11 protein-coding genes are annotated in these 8,394 nt (G+C 70.5%); 4 read left to right on the top strand and 7 right to left on the bottom strand.

Annotation, left to right across the window (positions count from 1 at the left end; genetic code table 11):
* Positions 1-130: 130 nt before the first annotated feature.
* The gene (locus ABZ783_RS18960; RefSeq protein ID WP_357439710.1) at positions 131-2,524 is read right to left on the bottom strand and encodes a M4 family metallopeptidase; all 2,394 of its coding nucleotides are present in this window, start codon (positions 2,522-2,524) and stop codon (positions 131-133) included.
* Between the two features lie 171 nt (positions 2,525-2,695).
* Here ABZ783_RS18960 and ABZ783_RS18955 point away from each other — a divergent pair, with 171 nt between their 5' ends.
* Positions 2,696-3,241: a hypothetical protein gene (locus ABZ783_RS18955; RefSeq protein WP_357439706.1), complete on the top strand. Its 546-nt coding sequence runs from the start codon at positions 2,696-2,698 to the stop codon at positions 3,239-3,241.
* 101 nt (positions 3,242-3,342) lie between these two features.
* Here the strand turns inward: ABZ783_RS18955 and ABZ783_RS18950 are convergent, their stop codons facing one another.
* The 4 genes from ABZ783_RS18950 to ABZ783_RS18935 all read right to left on the bottom strand — a co-directional run bounded on the left by ABZ783_RS18950 (position 3,343) and on the right by ABZ783_RS18935 (position 5,788).
* Positions 3,343-4,005, bottom strand: a complete 663-nt coding sequence (locus tag ABZ783_RS18950; RefSeq protein WP_357439704.1) for a DUF998 domain-containing protein — start codon at positions 4,003-4,005, stop codon at positions 3,343-3,345.
* Between the two features lie 13 nt (positions 4,006-4,018).
* Complete coding sequence (locus tag ABZ783_RS18945; protein ID WP_357439701.1) at positions 4,019-4,438, bottom strand: VOC family protein; 420 nt, start codon at positions 4,436-4,438, stop codon at positions 4,019-4,021.
* Between the two features lie 61 nt (positions 4,439-4,499).
* Positions 4,500-4,901: an AraC family transcriptional regulator gene (locus ABZ783_RS18940; protein WP_357439698.1), complete on the bottom strand. Its 402-nt coding sequence runs from the start codon at positions 4,899-4,901 to the stop codon at positions 4,500-4,502.
* Positions 4,898-5,788, bottom strand: coding sequence for a sigma-70 family RNA polymerase sigma factor (locus ABZ783_RS18935; protein WP_357439695.1), 891 nt, complete (start codon positions 5,786-5,788; stop codon positions 4,898-4,900). The genes ABZ783_RS18940 and ABZ783_RS18935 overlap by 4 nt, the downstream gene beginning before the upstream one ends.
* 145 nt (positions 5,789-5,933) lie before the next feature.
* Here ABZ783_RS18935 and ABZ783_RS18930 point away from each other — a divergent pair, with 145 nt between their 5' ends.
* Entirely contained in the window at positions 5,934-6,398 is a 465-nt protein-coding gene (locus ABZ783_RS18930) for a carboxymuconolactone decarboxylase family protein (protein ID WP_357439692.1), read from the top strand.
* 58 nt (positions 6,399-6,456) lie between these two features.
* Here the strand turns inward: ABZ783_RS18930 and ABZ783_RS18925 are convergent, their stop codons facing one another.
* Complete coding sequence (locus ABZ783_RS18925) at positions 6,457-6,924, bottom strand: MarR family transcriptional regulator (protein ID WP_357439744.1); 468 nt, start codon at positions 6,922-6,924, stop codon at positions 6,457-6,459.
* Positions 6,925-7,037: 113 nt separating this feature from the next.
* On the opposite strand from ABZ783_RS18925, the gene ABZ783_RS18920 reads away from it, so the two are divergent.
* Positions 7,038-7,256, top strand: a complete 219-nt coding sequence (locus ABZ783_RS18920) for a hypothetical protein (protein WP_357439689.1) — start codon at positions 7,038-7,040, stop codon at positions 7,254-7,256.
* A 243-nt stretch (positions 7,257-7,499) separates the two neighbouring features.
* Positions 7,500-7,955 (top strand): lamin tail domain-containing protein, encoded by a 456-nt coding sequence (locus ABZ783_RS18915; RefSeq protein ID WP_357439687.1) that lies wholly within the window; start codon positions 7,500-7,502, stop codon positions 7,953-7,955.
* A 213-nt stretch (positions 7,956-8,168) separates the two neighbouring features.
* Here ABZ783_RS18915 and ABZ783_RS18910 read toward each other — a convergent pair whose 3' ends face one another.
* Complete coding sequence (locus ABZ783_RS18910) at positions 8,169-8,393, bottom strand: hypothetical protein (protein WP_357439684.1); 225 nt, start codon at positions 8,391-8,393, stop codon at positions 8,169-8,171.
* Position 8,394 lies beyond the last annotated feature (1 nt).

Genomic DNA, 8,394 nt, shown 5'->3' with positions numbered 1-8,394 from the left:
CTCAGAGGCCCCGACGACGCGCCGATCAAGCTCAGCACCACCGTACGCATGCTCAGCAGTCGCAAACAGAGGCCAGAGCGGCGACCACCCGCGTGGGGTGGCCGCCGGGCCCGCCGACGGTACGGTCAGGTCAGGAGACGTTGACCGCGGTGTCGTCGATCACGAAGGACGTCTGCAGCGAGACGTCCTCGGTGCCGAGGAACTTCAGGGTGACGGTCTGGCCGGCGTACGCGGCCAGGGAGAACGACTTCTGGCTGTACCCGGTGGCCTTGTTCAGGTTCGAATAGGTGGCCAGAGTCGCCAGCACCGTCCCCGACGAGTTGAGCACCTGCACCTTGAGCGTGTCGTACGCGATGCTGGTGGTCGTCTCGGCCGAGTCGATGTGCAGCCAGAAGCTGAAGTTGTACGTCGTGCAGCCGGTCGGCAGGGCGACCGCCTGCGCGACGTTCTCACTGCTGCTGTAGCCGTAACCGTTCAGCCAGGCGAACCGGGTGCCACCGTGCGCGGTCTGGCCGGCGAACGAACCGATCGCGGTGGTGTTGCCCGTCCACGGGCTGGTCCCGGTCTCGAAGCCCGGGTTACCCAGCTTCTGCCCGGCACCCGTGCAGCCACCACCGGTGCCGTTCACGGTCAGCAGGTAGGTCGCCGAGTGGTTCACCGAGGTGCCGGTGCCGGTGACGGTGACCGAGTAGCTGCCGGGCGGGGTGCTCGCCGAGGTGCTGATGGTGAGGGTGGACGAGCCGCCCGAGGTCACCGAGGACGGGTTGAACGACGCGGTGGCGCCGGTCGGCAGGCCGGACGCGGAGAACGTCACGGTCTGCGCGGTGCCGCTGGTGGTCGCGGTGGACACGGTGGTGGAGATCGCGTTGCCCGCGGTCACCGAGCCGGAGGTCGGCGAGAGCGTGACGGAGAAGTCGTTGCCCGTCGATCCGCAGGGCGCGTCGTTGCCGGCCACGTTCACCGCGGTCCACGCCGCCTGAACGGCCTTGTACTCCGTGGAGCAGTTGCCGTACAGGTCGGTCGCCGCCCGCAGCGTGTACGCCCGGGCGGTGTTCGCCGGGTTGCTGGTGTTGACGTACGTCGTGTTGGAGGTGAAGTACACGTCGAGCGCGCGGTACCAGATCTTCTCCGCCTTGGCCCGGCCGATGCCGGTCATCGCCGGGGCGGAGCCGCAGAGCGGCGAGGTGCCGTACGCGGTGGAGCCGGTGCCCTCGGCCAGGTTGAAGTAGAAGTGGTTGCCCGGGCCGGACGAGTAGTGCACGTCGACGTTCTTGGTGCTGGTCGACCAGCAGGTGTGCGACGCGCCGTCCAGGCCGGGGTTGTACATGTAGCGCAGCGGCGTGCCGTTGCCGTTGATGTTGATCTTCTCGCCGACGTCGTAGTCGCCCGGGTCGCTCGGCGCGTTGGCGTAGAACTCGACCATCGTGCCGAAGATGTCGCTGGTGGCCTCGTTGAGGCCGCCGGACTCACCGGAGTAGACCAGGCCGGCGACCGCCTCGGTGACGCCGTGGCTCATCTCGTGCCCGGCCACGTCGAGCGAGACCAGCGGACGGGCGTTGCTCGACCCGTCGCCGTAGGTCATCTGGGAGCCGTCCCAGAAGGCGTTGACGTAGTTGCTGCCGTAGTGCACCCGGCTCGGCACGCCGGCGCCGTTGCCGAAGATGCCGTTGCGGCCGTGCACGTTCTTGAAGTAGTCGAACGTCTTCGCCGCGCCGAAGTGGGCGTCGACGGCCGCCGACTGCCGGTTGGAGTTGGCGCCGTTGCCCCAGGTGTTGGTCGAGTTGGTGAATGTCGTGCAGGTCGACGTGCCGTTGTTCATGTCGCAGGTGCGGCCGTTGCCGTGCGACGGGTCGACCATCTGGTAGGTGCTGCCGGAGAGCGTCGTGTCGATGGTGACCGTGCCGGAGTAGATGCTGTTGCCGGTGCCGTTGACCGTCTCGATCTCGTCGTACGAGCCGATCACCTTACCCGTCGTGGCGTCGGTGATGACGTGCAGCTTGGACGGCGTCTGCTTGTCCGCCTTCCAGCCGGCGGCGACGGTCTCCCAGGCCAGGCGGCCCTTGCCGGAGCTGGCGTCGACGAAGAGTTCCGGGGCGCCCACCGAGGTGAGCGTGCCGGAAAAGGTCTTGCGCGCGCTCGCCGCGGCCGCGGCCGAGCTGACCTTGGCCGTGGTGCTCAGGGTGAGCGGCGCGTCCAGGCCGACCGAGGCACCGGTCATGGCGCCGTTCGGGGCGGTGTGGATGACGAAGTCACCGCCGTAGACCCGCAGGCCGTGGTAGGTCCGGGTGTACTTGGTGTGCGACGCACCGTTCGGGTCCGTCTTCGTCCGGACGGCCTGGTAGGCCTCCCCGCTGGCGCCCTGGACGGCACCGGGGTTGGCGCGGAGCAGGCTCTCCGCACGAGCTGCAGCAGCGGACTCGGGGGCGGGGGCACTGGGAGTTGCCGCGTACGCCGAGGTGGTGACGCAGGTCAGCACGCCGCTGGCAAGCAGCGCGGCGCTGACGGCGGCAAGGGGTCTTTTCACGGGCCCTCCTGACAGGAGAAAGTTGTGACGGGGGTAGTCACTGATGTAGATATAGTGATACATCGAAGAAGATGGAAGAGGGCGAGCGCTTTCCTGCCGGCAACATTGGCCGTTCGGATGAGGTAGCCCAGGTTGGCGGAACCGGAGGGCCCGGCCGTGCGTCCGAGCGGCATGAGAACAGCCCCCGTCGCGGCGGTCATCCTCGCCGTGCTTCTCGCCCTCACCGGCTGCGCGCAGGCCGGTGGGACCACCGCCACGGAGACCGGCGGGACCACCGCCACCCGGACCGGCGGGCCGACCGCCCCGCAGCCCGACGCCACCGCCGCTCCGGCCACCCCGCCCGCGACGGCCACCGACGCCGGCTCGCCGGGCCGCCCGGGCGTCGACGTGGTGCTGACCAGGACCGGCGGGATCGTCGGGCTGGAGGACACGCTGACCGTGACGCCCGACGGCCACTGGACCAGGGTCGACCGGGCCGGGGCCGCCCGCACCGGCCAGCTCAGCCCCGCGGAACTCGACCGGCTGCGGCAGCTCACCGCCGACCCGCGCCTGGTCGCCGAGGCCACCGCCACCAGGACGACCATGTGCGCGGACGCCTTCACCTACCGGCTCACCGTGGGCCCGGTGACCACCGGCTACGTGGACTGCCCGCCGGAGGTCACCCCGCCCGCCGCCACCGCCGCCGTGGTCGAGCTGCTCACCGGCCTCCTCGACTGACGCCACGGCCCCGCGGCCCGCCGGGGATCGCCCACACGTACGAAAGAGTGGTCATCCCGGCTCGGATGACCACTCTTTCCGTGAATCAGGCGCGTCCTAGCTCAGCTGGCCGCCTCCCGCAGCGCCCGCCGCAGCGTGGCCGACACCCAGCCCCAGCCGGCCACCACCGCCACCGCGAAGACCACCATCGCCACCGGGTGCCCGCCGGCCATCAGCGCCAGCCAGGCCGCCGTGAAGAAGCCTCCGGTCACGCCGCTGTACACCGCCCAGCCGCGCTCACCGCGCCGGGCGAAACGGCGCGCGGCCACCAGGCAGGCCGCGATGAGCGCCGTGAAGGCGACCGCCCCGGCGCCGAAGTGGGCCGCACCGTGCCAGCTCACCTCGCCCGGACCGCGCGGCGTACCGGCCGGGAAGCCGTCCAGCGGATCAGCCACAAAGATCCCGGCCAGCACCAGCCCGACGCCGTACTGGCCGACCAACCAGGGTCCGCTGACTGGACCGAGGCCGGGGTGCGGGATCCGCCGCAGGGCCAGGGCCGCCCCGACGCAGAGCAGGCCGGCCACCACGAAGTTGCTGATCTGCACCCAGCCCAGGTCGCCGGTGCTGAGCACGCTCACCGGGTGTCGGCGTGGGTCGAAGCCCTCCCGGGCCAGCGCCTGGACCAGCGCGACCGCCACCCAGAGCGGACCGGCCAGGACGCCGCCCGCAAGCAGGGCCCGCTCCCCGGTCACCCGGTCGACGGACCGTTCGATCGCCTCGGTCACCGGCCCGCTCCCCTCAGGCCCGCGGGAACATCTGGCCGATGCGGATCTTGTTGCCGAACGGGTCCCGGATGCCGAAGTCGATGCCGTACGGCTGCTCGGTCGGCTCGTCGTAGACGTCCACGCCCTTCGCCACCAGGTCCTCGTACGTCTTGCGGGCGTCGTCCGTGGTCATGAAGAGGTGACCGCCGAGCGCCCCCTTGGTGAGCAGCTCGCGGACCTGCTCGGCGGTGGCCGGGTCCAGGGCCGGCGGCCCGGGCTTCTCCAGCAGGATCTCGCGGTCCGGCTCGCCCGGCAGGTTGACCGTGAGCCAGCGCATGAAGCCGAGGTCCGCGTCGGTGTTGACCTCCATGCCGAGCTTGCCGACGTAGAAGTCGAGGGCCTCGTCCTGGTCGAGAACGTAGATCTGGGAGCGGGAAATCGAGTTCATCGTCATGCCGAAGACGCTAGGCCAGACCGCCGGTCCCCTGCTTATCCAAAACTGATGGATTGGCTGGTCAGGTGGGGATGCTCGGGCGCATCCACGCCTTGATGAAGCAGTTCGGCACCGCCGCGGGCACCGTCTTCCGCGTCCGGTACGCCGAGGGCGGCTCGCCGACGATGTCCCGGAAGGTACGGCTGAAGGTGCCCAGGCTGCCGAAGCCGACCGCGTGGCAGATCTCGGTGACCGGCTGGTCGGTCCGCACCAGCAGGTACATGGCCCGCTCGACGCGCCGGCGTTGCAGGTAGCGGTGCGGGGTCTCGCCGAAGGTGGCGCGGAAGGTGCGGATGAAGTGCGCCTCGGAGACGTGCGCGATCCGGGCCAGCGCGGGAATGTTCAGCGGCTCGGCGTACGCCCGGTCCATGGCGTCCCGGGCGCGCAGCATCGCCCGGTTGGACTCCTCGGCCGCCCGACTCACCGGCCCGCTCCCGCCACCCTGTCGTCGACCGCCAGGTCGAGGGCCCCGAGCTGGTCGGGTTCGGCCACCACCTCGATCCCGATGATCCGGTCGGTGACGGTGAAGCTGAGCGCCAGCCGGATCCGGCCGTCCACGACCACCACGGCCCCCGGCATCCCGTCGACGAACGCGGGCACCGCGCCCTGGGCGCGGCCGTTGAAGAAGTCGGCCACCGGGGACGAGCCGCGGAGCTCGCTGGTCCCGCCCATCCGCACGGCGGCGGCGTCGCCACGCAGCACCACGTACGGGTCGAGGAGGCTCACCAGGTCGTCGAAGCGGCCCTTGCGCGATGCGGCGAGGAAGGCCTCGACGACCCGGCGCTTCCGGACCGGATCGGCCTGCGGGTCGGCCGAGCGGGTCTGCACCCGGCGCCGGGCGCGACTGGCGATCTGCCGGACGGCGATGGAGCTGCGGTCGACCACCGGCGCGATCTCGTCGAAGGAGACGGCGAACATGTCGTGCAGCACGAACACCAACCGCTCGGTCGGGCCGAGGGTGGTCAGCACCACCTCGAGCGCCTGACCGACCGACTCGGAGAGCAGCGCCTCCTGCTCCGGGTCCCGCCCCCCGGGCGCCTCGGTGGCCGGCTCGTCCCCCGCCACGTCCGCCGCCTGTTCGTGCCGGACGCTGCCGGACCGCAGCCGGTCCAGGCAGACCCGCCCGACCGTGGTGGTCAGCCAGCCCGGCAGGTTGTCGATGGTGTCCACGTCGGCGCGGCTGAGCCGCAGCCAGGTGTCCTGCACGGCGTCGTCCGCCTCGGCCGACGAGCCGAGCATCCGGTGGGCCACGGCGCGCAGCCGCGGACGCTGCTCCTCGAAACGCTGGGCCAGCAGATCGGTGTCGCTCACGCCTCGCCATCCCGACCGGACGCGGCCCTTGGGTGACCGCTGTCACATCTGTCACGCCATCCGCCCCGCGCTCGACATCCAGGCGACGGACGACAACGCGGCGGCGATGAACGCCGGCCAGCCTAACAAGACAGGACCAACGGACATGGCTCTCGAAGCACGTATTCAGAATTCCGCGGCGCTGCTCCCGGACGCGGCGAAGGGGGTCAACCTGCTCTACAAGGCGGCGCACTCGGCGGGCGTACCGGCCAGCACCCTGGAGCTGGTCCACCTGCGGGCCAGCCAGATCAACGGATGCAGCGCCTGCGTCGACTCCGGGGCGCGCAACGCCCGGAAGAACGGGGAGACCGAGGAGCGGCTGTTCGCGCTGGCCGCCTGGCGCGAGACGCCGTACTTCACCGACGCGGAGCGGTCGGCGCTCGCCCTGGCCGAGGCGGCGACCCGGCTGCCCGACCGGAGCGACCCGGTGCCGGACGTCATCTGGGACGAGGCGGCCCGCCACTTCGGGGAGAAGGAACTGGCGGCGCTGGTGCTCTGGATCGCCACCACCAACTTCTTCAACCGGATCAACGCGACGACCCGCCAGCCCGCGCCGCAGAACTGGGGCTGACCGCCGGCGTACCCCCGCGGGCGGTCGTGGTTCGACGGCGACCGCCCGCGGGGCCGGGTCATGACCGGCGGTCGTCCGGTGGCGGGGCCGCCTTCGAGGCCTGCTGGGCGGCCTCGATCACCTCGGTGAGGGCGGCGTGCAGCTTCCGGAGGTCGTCGAGCGGCATGCCGAGCCGCTCGACGATGGCCGGCGGGATCCGCTCGGCCTGACTGCGCAGGGCCCGGCCCTTGACGGTGAGCGTCACGGCGAGGCTGCGCTCGTCGGCCGGGTTCCGCTCCCGCTGGAGGTAGCCGCTCGCCTCCAGGCGTTTGAGCAGCGGCGACAGGGTGCCCGGGTCGAGCTGCAGCAGCCGGCTCAGGTCGCGTACGGAGAGTGGCCCGTGCTGCCACAGCGCGAGCATCACGAGGTACTGCGGGTGGGTCAGGCCCATCGGTTCGAGCAGTGGGCGGTACACCGCCACCACCCCGCGGGCCGCGACGGACAGAGCGAAGCAGACCTGCTGCTCCAGCGCCAGCGGGTCGTCGATCCCGCTCAGGTCACCCGATCCTGCACTGCTTCTCGCCACCCTGTTACCGTACCAATAGTTGGTGCACCAACCATTTGCCCACCAACGAGCGGACGCGGGACGGAGCGTGGACGATGGCTGCCGAGGAGAAGAAGGCACCCGGCGAGGGCGGCCGCATCCTGTCGTGGGTGTTCAAGAACCTGGCCGGCCCGCCGACCGTGGAGAACGCCATCCAGGGCGGCTCCCAGCAGGCCCGCGACCTGTGGAAGCAGGACCTCGAGCGGCGTAAGCAGTGGAGCCGGGAGGAGCGCGAGCGCAAGCGCGCCGAACGCGACGCCCGCCGTTCCAACTGAGGACGGCGGGCAGGTGGATGAACTGGTCCAGCCTCTTGTACACCGGTGGCTCCGACAACTTGTCGCAGATCGGGCCGGATGGCTTTTCCCAGACGCCTAAGTAGACATCGTTTCCCTGGCAGCTGCTTTCCGGAGGGAAACCACCGTTCGCCGCCGTTACGCTCTGCGCGCATGTGATGCCGCCGAGGCATCCGGCCGGCGACGGGTTCACGCCGGCGTCCATGCCCAACAAAGGGGGACCACTTGAAGAAGACGCTGATTGGGTTCGTCTCGGCCCTCGCCATCGCCGTCGGCGGGTCGCTGGCCGTCGCCGCCCCGGCGCAGGCGGCCACCCCGGCCGTGATGATCACGAAGGTCTACTACAACTCGCCGGGCACCGACAACAGGTCGAACACCAGCCTGAACGCGGAGTACGTGCGGCTGACCAACAAGCGCAGCTCCACCATCAACCTCAAGAACTGGACCCTGCGCGACAAGTCCAACCACGTCTACAAATTCAGCAGCGACTTCAACCTCAAGGCCGGCTACAGCGTGGTGATCCACACCGGCAAGGGCACCAACACCAGCAGCAACCGCTACTGGGGCTTGTCCTCGTACGTGTGGAACAACACCGGCGACGCCGCCTACCTGCGCAACTCCGCCGGCACGGCGATCGACAGCTGCTCCTGGGGCAGCCGCGGCAGCTACACCTACTGCTGACGGCACCTCCGCCGCAGGCTGCAACGCCGGCCCACTGGAGAAGGTGGGCCGGCGTTTGCCGCAGGGACCGGCGGCGTCGCCACCGACTGATACCGTCCTGACACCATCCATGGAGGGTGATGTCTCCGGCTGACGACCGGATGACCTCTGTGTACTCAGAGAAGTCGGTCAGCCTGCACGTCGACTTCGTCGACGCGGCTACCTGCGAACCGGTCAGCGGGGCGTGTCACCCTGGCCGACCCGGTGCACACCGATGTCTCGCAGTACGGCCAGTGCGGTTCCGAGGTGGACTACAAGAATCTCTTCGCCGCCGAGCACTTCCGGCTCTTCGTCGCGCCGTACGACGGGGAGCACAGCGCAGTGGGTCTCGACGACCGGTGGCGGAACCGGCGACCCGGCCCTGGCCAGGATCTTCGCGCCGACGCCGGGCGAGCGCATC

This window comes from Micromonospora sp. NPDC047738 (genome assembly GCF_040642675.1).
Classification (GTDB): Bacteria; Actinomycetota; Actinomycetes; order Mycobacteriales; family Micromonosporaceae; genus Micromonospora.
The sequence above is the reverse complement of the archived record's forward strand: the minus strand, read 5'-3'. Positions and strand labels throughout refer to the sequence as shown.